Raw genomic sequence first — 15,131 nt, 5'->3', positions numbered from 1 at the left:
TTGTGGTTTTGTGATTTTATGTATTCGTGCTATTAGCGGGCGATGCATGCATCGCCCCTACAAACAATCGTGATTTTATTATTCCAAACCACCATATCCGTAGGGCCGAAGCATGCTTCGACCGTTAAAAAATCCCAATTCTATCTCAAATCTAATATCTCATATCTAACAGCGAAGCGGTCTATATACTATTTTAAAACGGGCAGACATTCCGCTGCGCTTAGTGCTGCCCCTACGCTGGGTGGCTATTAATCGCCAAATAACAAACTTTCTAGGTAGCACTCTAGGTAGAGGCGGTACTGAGTGAGTTTGAGGAGAGGGATTTATCCCCGACGAAAACGAACGGAATGTCTGCCCGATTAATTTAATATCAACAGCTATATATTAAAATTGCATATGTGCTTTTGTGGATATGTGGTTATGTGGTTTTATAAAATTGTGGTTTTGTGATTTTATGTATTCGTGCTATTAGCGGGCGATGCATGCATCGCCCCTACAAACAATCGTGATTTTATTATTCCAAACCACCATATCCGTAGGGCCGAAGCATGCTTCGACCGTTATAGCGTTCCATAAAATCTATCCCTTCAATAGGTCTGACTACTTTCTTCAATATACTGCCCGAAGGGCTAAGATTCTTCGCTTCGCTCTGAGTTGTAAATAACAAAAAAACAAACGGTCGATGCATGCATCGACCGTCCTTTTACCCTTAAGGTCTAACTACTAAATACTGACTACTAGATACTGCCCGCAGGGCTTAAAACACCCTTATCCCTAACCCTACATTCATAAAAATATTATGAAGAGGGAAGCTGATGCTCTCAAATCCTACCTTCATGATATTATTAAAACCATAGTCAAACTGTGCGGTAGCATAGTAGCGTTTTGCGAAATCATATTTTCCGCTAATGCTCATCCCTACATCCACCTTACGGATGCTACGGTCAAAGCTATAGGCCGCATTGGCAATACCGATTTGTTCTCCTGTTGGGGTTTCATCACGGATATAACCCTCAATTGCCTCGCCATAGAACCTACGGTTTACCGCAAAGGAAATATATGGTCCGGCCAATAAACTCCAGCTTTCGGACAATTGATATTGGGCCTGTACAGGAATGGTTAAATATAGGTTCTCTACATTGGTGGAAATATCACCATAGTAATATCCTTTAACATTTTGGTTCGGGTCTTCATCCGCATTAAAGGTGGTTTTATACGCTTTAACATTTGCTTCTGTTTTCATCCCTTTACCTTCAAATACCAATCCTGAGCGAACTGCCCATTTGTTAGTAATGGCATAGCTCACCTTGGCACCTACATAGAATGGCGCTGCTGGACGATATGATTTTATTTCTCTAATTTCTACAGGCAAGCTTAATGGTGATGCTCCCCCAATTTTAGTTCCCGCTTCGGCATCAAATTGAAACTTGCCAGCCTCTAATTGTTGTGCTTGGGAAAACTGAACACATAGCATCCCAACGATGGCAACCGCCATCATTTTGATATGATTGATTTTAAACTGCATTACTTTACGTTGATTTTCAAGTTGTCCACAATTAATTTACTCCCTACTGCACCTTGAAAAATGGCACCGTATTTACTCGATGAAAGCACTATAGCCAAACTATATTGGAATGACTCTGCCTCTGCTTTACTGATTTGACGTTTAAATTCAAAAGGCACATGAAACTTCTGCATGGCATCCGGGGTTGCCGCTGAATTCTCAATCTTCGCAATAGCTACAATATGAGGACTCGTCAATACATCTTGATCATTTAACCAGGTACGTGCCGGATCAACTGCATCATTCTCCGTCGCTTTCATTAAAGCTACACGATCAAACAATACCGCATAAATATCACACTCGTCTGTCGTCTGCACTTCCTTGCCGTTCTTATCGATTACTTTCTTTCCAGGTGTATATTGGTAGTAACCCTCAAAACTATCGGGAACATGATTAAAAGGTAATCCAAAACGTGTCTGAATGTCGATAATTGATTTAGTGAACATAGACCCTATAAACAAGTTTCCAGCAGCAATAGGTTTCTTGACCATTCCTCCTAGAAAACCAGTAGACTTAGTCTCCAGATACAAGGCATGCTTACCATGGACCACATATTTCTCCTCTTCTGTCACTTGTGTTGGGTATGATTGCATGGTTGGTTTATTTCCTGCAGTAAATGCGAATCCGGAGTTTCCAGAAGCCCATAGACTTTGCGGTATCCCTTCCACATTTTCATAAAAATATACCCATTTCTTTTCCTCGTCCTGACCAAATAGTTCAAAATCAAAAGCTGTAGGTACGGAAGACTCCAATAATGAGACAGCATATCTCTTGCTGAACTGACCATCTTCAGAGGTCACTTCATAAAATACAGGTTTCGTAAAATCTTGTTTAGATCCTGAAGCTGGAACAATTGTCGCTCCGGGAGTTAAATCAAAAGACAGTGCATAATCTTTTAGATCAAGCTCTCCTGGCTTAATGTAGATCACGACATTTCGATTATTGATGATCGGTTTGGCGTTGATAACTGAATCTGCAATTTGAACTGCGGTAATGTCAGCTTCCATGTTCGCTGCTTCCTCCTTAATACAACTGGATAAAAAAAGCAACAGGCCTGCCAATGGCCATAATAGTTTTTTGTAAGGCATGATGTAATGTAAAATAAATTCCACTCCTCTTTTGATGGGCAAAAGAGGTTGGGCAAAGATACCTTTCTTAAGGTCAATAAGGGCAGTAAATAGGCTTTAATTCTATAAAGCAAGGGAATTTTTACATTCATATTAAGCATTGGTCATTAATTTCCCAGCATTCATCACAAAAATTTAGTGCGGCAATCTGCTTGACTTAATATTGTTCTAGCAAAACATAGTAAGAACATTGAATTAGATATCGTATGTTATTTTATTTCCTTATCAATCTGTGCTTAAACCTGTTTCAGGAAAACCCAAAAGTAGATCAAGTCCTTTTTAAGGAAAACAGGGCTTACGCTAATCTGCAAAGTAATGAACACTTCCTGCAACTGCTTTTCCCAATTATGAACAACGCAATTGAGAATTCTTTAATTGGTCACTCTAGCCAAAACAATTTCTTATTTTTAAACCTAGAAAATCATGAACAACATACAAGAACCAAATACTAACCCATCAACTTTCAGGCGTATCAGCACTGAGATATTTCTGGTAATAGGAATCACCGTTATCATTTTTATGATGATATTCTTATTCAAACCTCGTTTTAGTACCCTTGCCTTATTGATTCCTTATGCCTATTACCTCTTTGCGATCAACAATGACTATTTGATCGTAAAACTGCAGAAAAGGAAAATCATCGAACCCCAATTCTACTTATTGACCCTCCTCTTTTCAATCATTGGGTATTTGCCATTTCTTGTATTGATAACCCTTATTCATGGTCGTTATTCCGATAAAATTCTTATTGCCGGCATCATCACTATTCTGATAGTTGTCCCATTTAGTATGTATTATTTTTCTAAGAATAAGTCTAAGAGGCAGACCATTGCAGACTTGAAAAAGGATCTTGGAAAAACAACGGCGGAAATGAAATTAATGCAATCCCAGATCAATCCGCATTTCCTATTCAACGTCATGAACTCCATTTATGGCATTGCGCTGCAGGAGGATGCACCACGTACGGCCGATAGCGTGCAACGCCTAAGTCAAATGATGCGATTTATGCTGTTTGAAAATCAACAAGACTACATCCTACTATCCAGAGATTTGAATTACCTCCGAGAGTATGTAGCGATTCAAAGCCTGCGCGTGGAAAATATCCCATCGGTGAAAATCGAATCTGATATCGTTGACCCTACAGAAAACTTCTATATCAGCCCCATGCTATTGATTCCCTTCGTAGAAAATGCTTTTAAACATGGCATCAGTATGGAGGAACCATCATGGATTAAAGTGAATGCTGAAATACAAGATCAACAATTAAAATTCTCTGTCTATAACAGCATACATCAGCTTGAAGGCACAGACTTGGAAAGAAATAAATCGGGTATCGGCTTAGAGAATGTACAGTCTCGATTAAACATATTTTACCCTGGCAAACACTTGCTGGTTATTGAACAGAATCAACAGGAATTCTTTGTTTTCCTTACAGTCGATTTAAAAGTCGGATCAAATAATATGGAGGTGGAAGAACAAGATGAACAAGGAAATTAAAATTAAGGCTATTGCTTTGGATGATGAACCAATCGCATTGGACATCATCAAGCGCTTTGCTGCAAAGGTTCCCTTCATTCAGTTGGAACAAACCTTTCATAGCACTAAGATCGCAAACAAATACCTTCAGGATAACGAGGTGCATTTGTTATTCTTAGATGTCAGAATGCCCGATGTCAGCGGTATAGACTTCTATAAAACAATGGAAGTGAAACCAATGGTTATTTTCTCCACGGCATACCCAGATTATGCCTTAGAAGGCTTTGAATTAGAAGCCTTGGACTATTTGCTCAAACCCTATTCTTTTGATCGTTTTGAAAAAGCCTGTCAACGAGCCAAAGAAATCTTAGAACTAAAAGGTATTTTAGATAAGGATCAGACGATTTACGTCAAAGATGGTTATAAATTGATAAAAGTTAACCTAGATGAGGTGGGCTATATCGAAGCCGTGGGAAATTACATCAGATTCCATCTTCCAGACCAAGAAGTATTGGCTCGTATGACCATCAAGGAGTTCCTGCAAGAGAATGCCGAGCATACTTTCATTCAAATTCATCGATCCTTTATCGTCAACCGCAGCCATATCGAAAAACTAGACCGCCAAAACTTATGGGTATTCCAACAGGAACTACCAATAGGTGCGAGTTATGCCAAATCAGTAAAAGAAGTAATCTTACCCTAAGAAAATTCTTCTTTGAGCTTTTCGCGTTGCGATTTAGGCAATGCATTTAATATCAACTCATAACTGTGATCAATCAGTTTAAAAACCGCTGCATCATTTAACTCTCGGTTGGCATATACGGTATTCCAATGCTTCTTGTTCATATGGTAGCCTGGAATAACTGTCTGATCGTATTTCTCCCGCAGCTCTACAGCATACTCCGGATCGCATTTGACATTAAATCGCAACTCATCAATCTGGTCAAGACCAACTAACAAATATACTTTGCCAGCAATTTTAAAAGCTAAATGCTCCGGCCCAAATGGAGAATCCTCCAAAGTATATGGTTTCAGTAAACAATAATCACGTAATTCTTCAATATTCATAACCTATTATTAGCATGTTTTTCAAAGGGCAAAAGGTATGCCTAGCTAAAAGTAAGGATTTTCAAGCTAGCCATATCACACAATGCACAAAAAAAACATCGACAACGAGACTCCTCGCATTTCCCCGAATTGTAAGTAACATAACCTCCATTATATCTCCTATCTAATAGCGTAGCGGTCTCATATCTCATATCTATTTCCTATCTATTCCCTTTCTATTTCTGATGTCTTTTGTCTGTAGTCTCACCGTCTCTCCTAGGGGTTTACTAGGGGTTGGATTCGAGAACCCTTCGGATCTCCTTCGGAACTTGTTCGGATCTCCTTCGGATCTCGTTCGGTTAGAAGCGAACGAGATCCGAACAAGGTCCCTATCAGATCCATAGAAAATCCCTAAGAGTCTCGAAGCAAACACGAAGCAAACACAAAGGAATATGGAGGAAGATATAAAGCAATATGTAGATTGAAAGGAAAACAGAGTAACTGCATGTAAGTCCTATAATAAAGAAGATTTCTGCATTTTCTTTATGGAATTTGTTATCTTAAAACATCATTAAGATGAAGCATTAATAAGCATGGACGAAAAGGAGTTATTATTACACTATAAGCATACGGGTAACCTGGACACCTTGGGTAAGCTGTATTCGCCTTACATGTCTTTGCTATATGGGGTTTGCTATAAGTATTTACAGGATGTGGAGCAGAGTCAAGATGCCGTTATGCAGATTTTTGACGAGCTGATTGACAAGTTACGCATATATGAGGTAGATAATTTTAAGAGTTGGTTATATGTTTATGCCAGAAACTATTGTTTGATGCAGTTGCGTAAGGCTAAACAGGTCACCAAAGTTGATATTGAGGAAAACTTATACGAATCTGAGCTTCACATGCGCGCTGATGAGGAGAAGAAATGGGATGAGCAGGATTTTGAAAAACTTGAAAGTTGCATGGCTACATTGAATGAAGAACAAGAACAATGTATTCGCATGTTTTATCTGGAGCAGCGCTGTTATAAGGAAATCGCCGACACGACGGGATATGAATTAGCAAAAGTGAAAAGCTATATCCAAAATGGCCGGCGGAATTTAAAAATTTGTATGGAGAAGAAGTAATGGAAAATAATTACCAATTATCGAGGATCCACAATTACGTCATGGGGCTCATGAGTAAGGAGGAGATGTATGCCATGGAAAAAGAGGCATTGGAGGATCCTTTTTTACAAGATGCCATTGATGGTTATCGGCTTCAGCAGGGGGTTGATCGTCAGCAATTGAGCATTCTTCAGCAACGTCTAGCCCGCAAATTGGAATCCAAGGCGCACGATAAGACCAAACGATTCTACAGTTGGCAAAGGCTAACTATTGGACTTGCAGCAGCTGTATTGTTCATGGTCGCTTGTTCCCTGATTCTATTTAAGTATTTGAATCAACAAAGACCAAATGAAAATACGGAAGTCTTGTTGATGGAACAGGAAATGCGCGTAAGTACAACCGAGTTAACAGCATCGGATGTACATCCTGTATTGGGTATGAATCAATTTAACGAAGAGTTGAACTCTGAATTAAGAGATTATAAAGGTCCTGCAGAGGTAAGGCTTAAATTCTTGGTGGAGAATGGAAAAGCAAAATCAGTTCAAATTGTAGAATCTACAGATCCCGAATTAAGTAAAGTCTTAGTGGGTTTTATACAAGATAAAATCACTTGGAAAGGAAGCAGCGGTAGCCTATGGATTCAAGTAAAATAATTTAGGATTTTCAATTTTATAATACAAGAAGAGGTAAAAGTCAAGGGGCCAATCTAATTAGATTTGGCCCCTATCTTATTTAACAATTACTATATGTTTTCTTTACCATTTAGGATTTTGTTCAATCTTTGGATTGATGGTAATCTCACTTGTAGGGATTGACCATAAATAATCCTTCTCTGGATCAAACTTCCTCAACTTAGCATCTTGAAGCAAGATGTAATTCTTGCTATCCACTGGTGTTGAGGCAGACCATTTCTCTCCGGGTGCTGTTAAATACTCGGTGAAAAAATAACTTCCCAAACGTGCTTTAAGCATTTCCACCTCAGCTGTTTTCCAACGTATTAAATCCCAATATGCAAATCCTTCGAATGCCAATTCTACTAAACGCTCTCTACGGATTTCATCTTGCATTTTTAAGCCATTCGCATTGACAAAAGCATTGGTTAACTTAGGCATATCCACAAAGTTGGGAGCAGCATCAGTACCTACATTAATCTGCGGTAAACGCGCGCGAATTAAATTGATACTTAGATCTAAATCTGCATCTGAAATAGCATTATTCAGCTCATAAGTTGCCTCAGCATAGGTCAATAAGACTTCCGCATAACGCAATATCGGTTTATCAATAAAAGAGGATTGAAGGTTCCAATATTCCTTATTAGCATACTTTCTTACACCAAATCCACTAAGGTGCATTCTAGGGTTAGGCAAAGTATAATTGGTACTAGCAATGAACTCATCACCTTTCTTAAAGATGGTAAAGCTCATCCTAGGATCCTTCTTGCTGAAATAACCTATATGCGTAGATGTTTTAGTTGGCTCAGAATATAATGGTGATTTTGTAATTGGAAGTCCATCTGCCATTAAGTAGTAATCAACGAAATTTTGGGTTGGGGTCACATTTGCTCCTTCGTAGGTACGTTGTATGGTATTAGAGGAAATGTTGTTCTCACGGTTCACACCATAAAGTCTTACAATGATGTTTTCCTTATTCGCACTACCTTCGCCTGCTAACTGAAACAGGTTGAAATAAGCATCGTTTAGGCGTTCTCCGTTTTTACCAACCGTAGGCTGAGTGAACAAACCATACTCTTTGGAATCCATCACCTGTTTGGCAGCATCGCGCGCAATGGTCAGGTGTTTATTAGCATCACCATATTTATGGAATTTCTCTCTCGTACCTTCAAATAGGGCAACTCTTGCTTTATAAGCTAAGGCTGCAGTTTTTGAAATACGTCCGTATTCCTTTGCACTAATAGTCTCCGCATTTGTACGAAGTAGCTCGATGGATTTATCAAGATCAGCAAGAATCTGATTAAATGTTTCCTCACGTGTTGCACGAGCATTAAAAACTTCCGGATCGTTGGTTGTCAAGGTTTTGGTAATCAAAGGTACACCACCAAAACGCTTGAACATTTCAAAATAATACATGGCACGGAAGAAATAGGCTTCGCCTACATAATAGTTTACTTCTTTCTCTGTCGCACCTTTTTCAATGATACTTGGCGCTTTTTCAATCAGTTTATTTGCTTGAAAAATGCTAAAGTAATTATAATCTGCACTGGTAACAGCCGTTGGTCTAGAGCCATCGCTCACCTGAGCCTCAGAACCAGTTGCTTTATAAGCATAACCAGACCACACATCCTGCTGAGCTTCCGCAGCGGTTAACCCTGGTAATGTGGTGTAAAAATAATTGGCAGCCATGCGTAAATCATTTACTGTATTCCAATAATTTTGATCATTCATGGTCGTCTCCGGTAGTTCATTGATATCACATGATTGGATTCCCAAAAATGTCAATGAACCTAGTAATATATATATAAATCTCTTTTTCATGACTTCAATTTTATAAATCGATATTTAGACCAAAGGATACCGTAGTAGCGAATGGATAAGGTGATACCTTATTATCTTCAGGTCTGATTTCTGGGTCAAGGGCTCCTTTAAATACTCCCAACTTGGATACCGTTAAGATATCCTCTGCTGAAATATAAAGTCGAACACGGTTAAACGGCATCTTTTTGATGACATCCTTGTTTAAAGTATATCCCAATTGCACATTTTTCAAACGTGCATATGCCCCGCTCAAGAACCACTTATCGGAGTTTTGGAAGTTATGCCCACCTTCTAAGAATGGTCTAGGGAATGCTGCATTGCGATTTTCCTCCGTCCAGTAATCCATTTGGAAATCCATTGGCAAGTAATAAGAATACAATTGCGGTTGGATTAACTCGTTACTAGGTTTTAACCAACGTTTGCCAATACCCTGAATAAAGAAGGAGAAGTCAAAGTTTTTATAACCCATATAAGCATTGATACCGTATTGGTAACGGGGATTGGTATCGCCCAAATAAATCATATCACCAGTCTTCCCTACCACATTCTCTCCTGGTGTGATAATCCCATCGTTATCAACATCCACATAACGTACATCACCAACTCCTGGAACACCAGTTTTATTGATGAAACGTTCATAACTAGGTGCGCCTTCCAACTCTTGCGCATTTTGGAAATAACCATCGGTTTTATATACCCAGATAGATTTAAGAGCATAACCTTCTACTAGGTTGTTGATTCCCGAATACACTTGTGTATTAGCCGCACCCCCATATTTGATTAATTTATTTTGGTTATCGGCCATGCTTACTCCAACATTGTAGTTGAAATCATCACCGATTTTATCACGGTAATTTAAGCTAGCTTCCCATCCCCAAGTTTTCATTCTACCATCATTCGACTTAGGCACAGCAATTCCAATGGTCGCTGGATAAGTAACTGGCACCAACATGTTATTGTTGAACTTATTGAAATATTCAAATGTTCCTGAAAGCTTTCTGTTTAATAAACTGAAGTCAAGACCGATGTTTCTAGTCTCAATAATTTCCCAAGAAATCTCATCACCTGGCAATGCATTTTGCCATAGATAAGTCTGTTTTAAATCGAAGATGTTTAGGTTGGAGTTCGTACTCAATTGAGCAAGGAAATCGTAGTAACCGATTCCAATTGTCGAACCTACTTTACCCCAAGAAACACGTGGTTTAAACTCATCAAAGATTGGCAATGCCTTATTGAACCAAGACTCCTTGGTCATATTCCAACCAGCAGAGAAAGACGGAAACACCTGAACACGTTTGCCCGGACTTAATCTTGAACTTTCGTCTGAACGGATAGTCGCTTCAAACAAGTACTTCTCATCGAAATTATAATTGAATCGACCAAAGAAAGACTGCATCTTTTCAGCATATGCATTTTGGCTATGCGATTTATTCAATGGATCTGACGTAAAGTTCAGTGATGGATTATCATTTACATAAAGATTCTTCGTTGAAGCAGATTGATATTGGTATTCCTCTCCATAGAACTGAAAACCACCCATAGCATGGAAGTTGTGTTTTTCAGCAACAGTTAAGTTATAGTCCACTACTGCTTGAACATTTTGCTTTAATTGCTTGGTATTGGCAATCGAATAGTTATTAGGATTATTTAATTGAGATTTTGTTTTCGGTTCTGGTCCGGTATAAAAATCTACTGTTCTTCTAAAATTCCTATTCTGTAGTTCAATATGCTCTCTACTGTACATCAATTTAATTTCCAAGCCTTTTACGAAATTGTTAATCGTAGCAGTAGCATTGTTGAAATAAGTACGTTTTAAATCATTATTGAAACCACCATCTTTCATTAATGCATATCCGAATGCTGATGAAGTACCACTTTTGAAATATGTACCATCTTCATTATAAATCGGGAAACGCATTCTGGAAGAATAGAATTGGCGAAGAATAGAGTTACCCCCACCGTCAATACCATATCCACCATCTTGCGGATTACGTGTATCTTGATTGATAAAAGCATTTCCTATATCCAATTTCAAGTAATCATTTACCTGCGCAGAGATATTAGCACGAGCATTGATACGTGAAAATTTATCATTACCTACCTTGAACATACCATTTTGGGTCATGTTCCCTAAGGATGCCATATAGGTAATCTTTTCACTACCACCAGAGAACTGGATATTGTTGTTATAGATGTTGTATTTTTTCTGAACGACTTGATCTAGAATATTTTGTTGGTTATAAGTCACCCACTGTCCGTCTTTGTTTTTAACGAAGGTTGGGCCATTAACCGCATAATTTAGATCATCTTCCGAATACTCAGGACCTACATTTGCATTTGCTCTTGCCAAATTCACATAATTCATCTCGTCGATCAATGAAAGACGATCAGGCATAGCACTTGGTGATTGTACACCGACGTTACTAGACAAGGAAATTCTACCGGTTCCAGCCGCACCTTTTTTGGTGGTTACCAAGATGACACCTCCTGCTGATTTAGCACCATAGATTGCGGTTGCACCACCATCCTTTAATACGGAGATGTTTTCTATATCAGAAGGATTGATCGCTACAAAGGTTTCTTCAGAACTAATGACACCATCGATGACAATTAATGGGTTTACACTACCATTTGCTGAGGTCTCCCCACGCAATTTGATGTTTAAGCCCTGACCTCCTGGTCTACCTGAGTTTCTTGTCACCACTAAACCTGGAGCTGCACCTTGCAACATATTGGTCACAGTTGGTGAAGGACGATCCTGCAATACTTTAGGATCTACCTGTGAAACTGCTGAGGTTAAATTCGATTTCTTTTGTCTACCATAAGCTACGACTACTACTTCGTCAATAACATCTGAGGACTGTTCTAATACCACCGAACTGGCACTTGCTGCAGTCAGTTCCTTGGTTTCAAATCCAACATAGGTAAAACTAAGAATACTGCTGTTTGAGGCAACAGCGATACTAAATTTACCATTCACATCAGTAGAAGTCGATTTGCCTTCTGCCTTGACACTTACAGTTACTCCCGCTAAAGGATTCCCATCCTTATCACGTACTGTTCCGGAAATTTCTTGCTGCGCACTAAAACTTTTGTTCAGTACAAATGGCTGGTCTTTTGAATCTGTTACTTTGGGGCCAAAGCTTGGAGATGCAAAAAGCGTTAGAGGTGAAAGTAAGGCTAAATGAATAAAGGCCTTAGTCCATCTCCCTTTTGGAAAATAATCTTTTTTGCTCATTTCTTATCAGATGAAAGGTTTTTTAGTACAATTTTGGTTATACTAACCGTAAGTCTAGAAAAGATATTTAGCAAATTGTAAACATAGAATTAACACAAACGATTGTGTTAATTACGAAAACGATTGAGAACCGCGTTTATAAATGATAAAATGTTACAAAGATTAATTGAGTTTCAATAAAAAAGCCTAAACTTAATTTAAGATAAAATTAAAGTCTAGGCTAGTATATTATAAATTTTTATTTTCTAATTATTCTTCCCAACGAATTTTATCTTCAATGGGATTACGAACCGCTTCTCTTTCTTCAGATTGGTGTTTTCCTAAATAGAAAAATCCAATACAACGTTGATTAGGTTCTAGATTTAAGAATGGACCAATGTGATTGATCATACCTGGAGTAGCCCAATAACCGCCTACACCAATAGAATAAGCTGCCAACCACATATTTTCTACAGCACATGCTGTAGCGGCAATTTCTTCCCATTCCGGAACATCACCAGTATAGTTCACCACGATCGCAATAGCTACATTAGACTGGGTAGCCTTTTTAGCCATATTTTGCTCGGTTGCTTCCGTGTATTTCTCTGCAGGTGTAATCGATTTATAAATTCTTGCCAACTCATCACCTAAGCGTAGAAGACCTTCATTGCGGAATATGACAAAACGCCAAGGTTGTGTGCGTTTGTGCGTTGGAGCTGCGTTAGCAGCCTCTAAAATAGTCATGATCTCTTCGCGACTAACTTCCTCATCAGTAAAGTTTGCCTGGAATACGGATCTACGGAATTGAATTGCTTTTAATACTTCGTTTTGCATAAATTATATTTTAATGGCTGCTGTTTCTAATATAAGTAAAATTTGGATTAGGATACCTCTTCCCAAAGGACAGCGATATGTAAAATAGTCAATACAGCTTTTTGCATGTCTTGTACTGATACCCACTCTTGCTTACCATGGAAGGCATGGCCACCAGCGAATATATTCGGACAAGGTAGACCCATAAAAGATAAGCGAGATCCATCAGTTCCTCCACGGATACTACGTTTCTCGGCTTTCATGCCAGCACGTTCAATAGCCATCAAAGCAATATCCACAACACGTGGATGTTGATCCAATACCTCTTTCATGTTACGGTATTGCTCAGACACTTCAAAGGTATAAGCCGCAGCAGGGTATTTCACCATAACGGATTTAACTATCTCTTCAAGCTCTTTTTCGTGATCTGCTAACTTATTAGTATCGTGGTCACGAATGATAAAACTCAATACGGTTTCTTCTACAGAACCTTCAATACTTGTCGGGTGAACAAAACCTTCCTTAGCTCGTGTAGTCTCTGGTGATAAACGATCCTTTGGTAGTGCATCCACAATCTCTGCTGCAATCTTGATGGCATTTATCATTTTACCCTTCGCATAGCCCGGGTGAATGGAAACTCCGTCAATCTTGATCTTAACACCATCTGCTGAGAATGTTTCATCCTCTAGGGTTCCGGCACGCTCTCCATCCATGGTATAGCCATATTGCGCTCCTAACTTATCCATATCCACATGGTCTACTCCACGACCAATTTCTTCATCCGGGGTAAATAAAATACGGATGTCACCATGCTTAATTTCAGGATTTGCCATTAAAATACGAGCAGCATCCATAATCTCTGCTACTCCAGCTTTATCATCAGCTCCTAACAAAGTCTTCCCAGAAGCAGTAATAACATCATTGCCGATCTGATCTTTTAAATCTGGATGGTCAGCCATACGGATGACGATCTTGTTATCATCAGGCAATACTAAGTCTTGACCTTGATAATTAGCATGAACCATTGGTTTTACATCCGTACCTGAAGAGTCAGGAGAAGTATCCACATGCGAACAAAAACAAATTACGGGAACTTGCTTATCGGTATTGGAAGGGATAGTGGCATATACATAGCCTAAGTCATCCAAGTGAGCATCTTTAATACCAATTTGAAGCAATTCTTCTACCAATATGCGACTAAGATTTTTTTGTTTTTCTGTTGAAGGGACAGTTGTTGACTGCACATCAGATTGGGTATCAATCTGAACATATCGTTTAAAATTTTCAGCGACCTGAAAATCAGTAATGTTATTAATTTCCATAAGGCAAATCTACAAATTATTACGGCTACCTAAATTAGAAACAGCCAGTTATTTAGTTTAACTGGCTGTTTCGGTTTTATATTTAATGAAGTTATTATTGCTTATCGGCCCAACCGAATACCTTTTCCAAGATACCTGAATTTCGAGCACCACCAATATTTTGACGAATCTTAAGCTCTTGATCAGCTACTTTAACAAACAAACCATCGATTGCTTTTCGAGTAACATAAGCAGTTAAATCTGTCTCGATCTTTTTACCCAATGGCAATTGATTGTAAGCCGTAGTCAATTGAGTCCAGTAACCAGAAACATTATTTTTACCCATTGCGGATTGAATAATCGGACTGAAGCGTGTAGTTAGTTCGGCTGATGTACTGTTCTTGAAAAAAGTCGTTGCAGCATCTTGTTTGCCACTCAATAAAATATTGAAAGCATCGTTAATTGTCATTCTGGATAAGGAATTGATAAATACCGAAGAGGCTTCTTTAACCGCAGTTTCCGCAGCACGATTCATACTGGTGATAAACTGATCACACAAATTACCCATACCAACCGCACGCAAAGCAGACTCCACTTTACGAGCTTCCTCAGGCATTAATATTTTGACCATTTGATCTCCTAGGAAACCATCTTTAGCAGAAAGGATCTGTATACTTTGTTGCAAACCATTGTTAAGGGCTTGTTTTACACCAGTATTTGCTTCTGCTTGTGTGATTGTACCAGTAGAATTTCCAGTAGTAGTTCCAGGGTTACTGGTTGTTGTTCCTCCTGGAGGCAACATAATTCCTCCTCCTTGGTTCATGACGTCACAGCTCGAAAAGAAGATGGCTGTGCTACAAAGACCGATGATCAGTGGCTTTTTCATATAGTTCATTTTCTCAAAAATAACAAATTATTAGGCAATCTGCTTTTTTGTTTTTCCTGAATCCCAATAAATGTAGCGGAATAAGCCTTCTTTAAAATC

At 38.8% G+C, this 15,131-nt stretch carries 12 protein-coding genes; 4 read left to right on the top strand and 8 right to left on the bottom strand.

Annotated elements, in window-relative coordinates:
- Window positions 1–757: 757 nt before the first annotated feature.
- The gene (locus ACP6L2_RS17770; protein ID WP_440510589.1) at window positions 758–1,525 is read right to left on the bottom strand and encodes a porin family protein; all 768 of its coding nucleotides are present in this window, start codon (window positions 1,523–1,525) and stop codon (window positions 758–760) included.
- Window positions 1,525–2,652 carry a PCMD domain-containing protein gene (locus ACP6L2_RS17765; protein WP_440510588.1) on the bottom strand — a complete coding sequence of 376 codons (1,128 nt, stop codon included), beginning with the start codon at window positions 2,650–2,652 and terminating at the stop codon, window positions 1,525–1,527. The genes ACP6L2_RS17770 and ACP6L2_RS17765 overlap by 1 nt, the downstream gene beginning before the upstream one ends.
- Window positions 2,653–3,114: 462 nt before the next feature.
- Here ACP6L2_RS17765 and ACP6L2_RS17760 point away from each other — a divergent pair, with 462 nt between their 5' ends.
- Both ACP6L2_RS17760 and ACP6L2_RS17755 read left to right on the top strand, forming a co-directional pair.
- Window positions 3,115–4,188 (top strand): sensor histidine kinase, encoded by a 1,074-nt coding sequence (locus ACP6L2_RS17760; protein WP_440510587.1) that lies wholly within the window; start codon window positions 3,115–3,117, stop codon window positions 4,186–4,188.
- A complete protein-coding gene (locus tag ACP6L2_RS17755) occupies window positions 4,172–4,870 on the top strand; it encodes a LytR/AlgR family response regulator transcription factor (protein WP_440510586.1) in 699 nt (232 codons plus the stop codon). The genes ACP6L2_RS17760 and ACP6L2_RS17755 overlap by 17 nt, the downstream gene beginning before the upstream one ends.
- Here the strand turns inward: ACP6L2_RS17755 and ACP6L2_RS17750 are convergent.
- Complete coding sequence (locus ACP6L2_RS17750) at window positions 4,867–5,235, bottom strand: MmcQ/YjbR family DNA-binding protein (RefSeq protein WP_440510585.1); 369 nt, start codon at window positions 5,233–5,235, stop codon at window positions 4,867–4,869. The genes ACP6L2_RS17755 and ACP6L2_RS17750 overlap by 4 nt on opposite strands.
- Before the next feature lie 572 nt (window positions 5,236–5,807).
- Between ACP6L2_RS17750 and ACP6L2_RS17745 the strand changes: the two genes are divergently transcribed.
- Both ACP6L2_RS17745 and ACP6L2_RS17740 read left to right on the top strand, forming a co-directional pair.
- Complete coding sequence (locus tag ACP6L2_RS17745) at window positions 5,808–6,344, top strand: RNA polymerase sigma factor (RefSeq protein ID WP_440510584.1); 537 nt, start codon at window positions 5,808–5,810, stop codon at window positions 6,342–6,344.
- Complete coding sequence (locus ACP6L2_RS17740) at window positions 6,344–6,976, top strand: hypothetical protein (protein ID WP_440510583.1); 633 nt, start codon at window positions 6,344–6,346, stop codon at window positions 6,974–6,976. Before ACP6L2_RS17745 ends, ACP6L2_RS17740 begins: the two co-directional genes overlap by 1 nt.
- A gap of 102 nt (window positions 6,977–7,078) precedes the next feature.
- Here the strand turns inward: ACP6L2_RS17740 and ACP6L2_RS17735 are convergent, their stop codons facing one another.
- The 5 genes from ACP6L2_RS17735 to ACP6L2_RS17715 all read right to left on the bottom strand — a co-directional run bounded on the left by ACP6L2_RS17735 (window position 7,079) and on the right by ACP6L2_RS17715 (window position 15,032).
- Window positions 7,079–8,815, bottom strand: coding sequence for a RagB/SusD family nutrient uptake outer membrane protein (locus tag ACP6L2_RS17735; RefSeq protein ID WP_440510582.1), 1,737 nt, complete (start codon window positions 8,813–8,815; stop codon window positions 7,079–7,081).
- A gap of 10 nt (window positions 8,816–8,825) precedes the next feature.
- The gene (locus tag ACP6L2_RS17730) at window positions 8,826–12,053 is read right to left on the bottom strand and encodes a SusC/RagA family TonB-linked outer membrane protein (protein ID WP_440510581.1); all 3,228 of its coding nucleotides are present in this window, start codon (window positions 12,051–12,053) and stop codon (window positions 8,826–8,828) included.
- 249 nt (window positions 12,054–12,302) lie between these two features.
- On the bottom strand, window positions 12,303–12,866 hold the full coding sequence (locus ACP6L2_RS17725) for a nitroreductase family protein (protein ID WP_440510580.1): 564 nt from the start codon (window positions 12,864–12,866) through the stop codon (window positions 12,303–12,305).
- Between the two features lie 47 nt (window positions 12,867–12,913).
- Complete coding sequence (pepT, locus tag ACP6L2_RS17720; protein WP_440510579.1) at window positions 12,914–14,167, bottom strand: peptidase T; 1,254 nt, start codon at window positions 14,165–14,167, stop codon at window positions 12,914–12,916.
- 94 nt (window positions 14,168–14,261) lie between these two features.
- Window positions 14,262–15,032 carry a DUF4197 domain-containing protein gene (locus tag ACP6L2_RS17715; protein ID WP_440510578.1) on the bottom strand — a complete coding sequence of 257 codons (771 nt, stop codon included), beginning with the start codon at window positions 15,030–15,032 and terminating at the stop codon, window positions 14,262–14,264.
- Window positions 15,033–15,131: the final 99 nt, after the last annotated feature.

Source organism: Sphingobacterium lactis, assembly GCF_051951495.1.
GTDB lineage: Bacteria > Bacteroidota > Bacteroidia > Sphingobacteriales > Sphingobacteriaceae > Sphingobacterium > Sphingobacterium lactis_A.
The sequence above is the reverse complement of the archived record's forward strand: the minus strand, read 5'-3'. Positions and strand labels throughout refer to the sequence as shown.

What these genes read in the sequence shown, in the direction of transcription:
- ACP6L2_RS17770 (WP_440510589.1), bottom strand. Translation starts at nt 1,525, where the DNA reads ATGCAGTTTAAAATCAATCATATCAAAATGATGGCGGTTGCCATCGTT.
- ACP6L2_RS17765 (WP_440510588.1), bottom strand. Translation starts at nt 2,652, where the DNA reads ATGCCTTACAAAAAACTATTATGGCCATTGGCAGGCCTGTTGCTTTTT.
- ACP6L2_RS17760 (WP_440510587.1), top strand. Translation starts at nt 3,115, where the DNA reads ATGAACAACATACAAGAACCAAATACTAACCCATCAACTTTCAGGCGT.
- ACP6L2_RS17755 (WP_440510586.1), top strand. Translation starts at nt 4,172, where the DNA reads ATGAACAAGGAAATTAAAATTAAGGCTATTGCTTTGGATGATGAACCA.
- ACP6L2_RS17750 (WP_440510585.1), bottom strand. Translation starts at nt 5,235, where the DNA reads ATGAATATTGAAGAATTACGTGATTATTGTTTACTGAAACCATATACT.
- ACP6L2_RS17745 (WP_440510584.1), top strand. Translation starts at nt 5,808, where the DNA reads ATGGACGAAAAGGAGTTATTATTACACTATAAGCATACGGGTAACCTG.
- ACP6L2_RS17740 (WP_440510583.1), top strand. Translation starts at nt 6,344, where the DNA reads ATGGAAAATAATTACCAATTATCGAGGATCCACAATTACGTCATGGGG.
- ACP6L2_RS17735 (WP_440510582.1), bottom strand. Translation starts at nt 8,815, where the DNA reads ATGAAAAAGAGATTTATATATATATTACTAGGTTCATTGACATTTTTG.
- ACP6L2_RS17730 (WP_440510581.1), bottom strand. Translation starts at nt 12,053, where the DNA reads ATGAGCAAAAAAGATTATTTTCCAAAAGGGAGATGGACTAAGGCCTTT.
- ACP6L2_RS17725 (WP_440510580.1), bottom strand. Translation starts at nt 12,866, where the DNA reads ATGCAAAACGAAGTATTAAAAGCAATTCAATTCCGTAGATCCGTATTC.
- pepT (WP_440510579.1), bottom strand. Translation starts at nt 14,167, where the DNA reads ATGGAAATTAATAACATTACTGATTTTCAGGTCGCTGAAAATTTTAAA.
- ACP6L2_RS17715 (WP_440510578.1), bottom strand. Translation starts at nt 15,032, where the DNA reads ATGAAAAAGCCACTGATCATCGGTCTTTGTAGCACAGCCATCTTCTTT.